1 protein-coding gene is annotated in these 1,058 nt (G+C 73.5%); it reads left to right on the top strand.

Translation table 11 applies throughout. The features are described from left to right. The first annotated feature begins 76 nt into the window (after window positions 1-76). Window positions 77-940 (top strand): zinc metalloprotease HtpX, encoded by an 864-nt coding sequence (htpX, locus tag ACIQOV_RS42685; protein WP_359897577.1) that lies wholly within the window; start codon window positions 77-79, stop codon window positions 938-940. Window positions 941-1,058 lie beyond the last annotated feature (118 nt).

Below are 1,058 nucleotides of genomic sequence, written 5' to 3'. Positions count from 1 at the left end.
CTCGGCCCCGCCCGTTGACCGGGCACGAGGGACGAGGCAGAAAGGGCTTCCCCACCGCACCACTGGAGGGCCTGACGTGCACAGCCGGCACAACGGACTGAGGACCGCCGTCCTGCTCGGCGGCCTCTCGGCGCTGATCCTGGTGATCGGAAGCCTCTTCGGTCGCACCGGCTTCGTGATCGCCCTGCTGGTCGCCCTCGGGACCAACGCCTACGCGTACTGGAACAGCGACAAGCTCGCGCTGCGGGCCATGCGGGCCCGGCCGGTCAGCGAGTTCGAGGCGCCCCAGCTGTACCGGATCGTCCGCGAGCTCTCCACCGCCGCCCGCCAGCCGATGCCCCGCCTCTACATCTCCCCGACCCCCGCGCCCAACGCCTTCGCCACCGGCCGCAACCCGCGCAACGCGGCGGTCTGCTGCACCGAGGGCATCCTGCGGATCCTGGACGAACGCGAGCTGCGGGGCGTGCTCGGGCACGAGCTGAGCCACGTCTACAACCGGGACATCCTGATCTCCTCGGTGGCCGGGGCGCTCGCCTCGGTGGTGATGTTCCTGGTGAACTTCGCGTGGCTGATCCCGTTCGGGCGCAGCGAGGACGACGACGGCCCGGGGCTGTTCGGGATGCTCGCCATCATGATCCTCGGCCCGCTCGCGGCCGGACTGATCCAGATGGCGGTCAGCCGCTCCCGCGAGTACCAGGCCGACGCCGACGGCGCCCGGATCACCGGCGACCCGCTCGCCCTCGCGAGCGCCCTGCGGAAGCTGGACGCCGGCACCCGCCGGCTGCCGCTCCCGCCCGAGCCGCAGCTCCAGACCGCGAGCCACATGATGATCGCCAGCCCCTTCCGTCCCGGCGAGGCCGGCGCGAGGCTCTTCTCCACCCACCCGCCGATGGCCGAGCGGGTCGCCCGCCTGGAGCGGATGGCGGGCCACGGGCGGTAGCGCGCCGCCGTCCGGGGTCAGCCCGTCTCCTCCTCGTACGCGAGCCGCAGGCGGTGGACGCCCTCGGCGACCTGGGCGGGGCTCTCGGCCGCGGCGTAGCTGAGGCGCAGGTGGGGGG

The organism is Kitasatospora sp. NPDC091257, from assembly GCF_044757675.1.
Taxonomy (GTDB): Bacteria; Actinomycetota; Actinomycetes; order Streptomycetales; family Streptomycetaceae; genus Kitasatospora; species Kitasatospora lactacystinica.
Note: the sequence above shows the minus strand (reverse complement) of the source record. Positions and strands in the feature narration are given on the sequence as shown.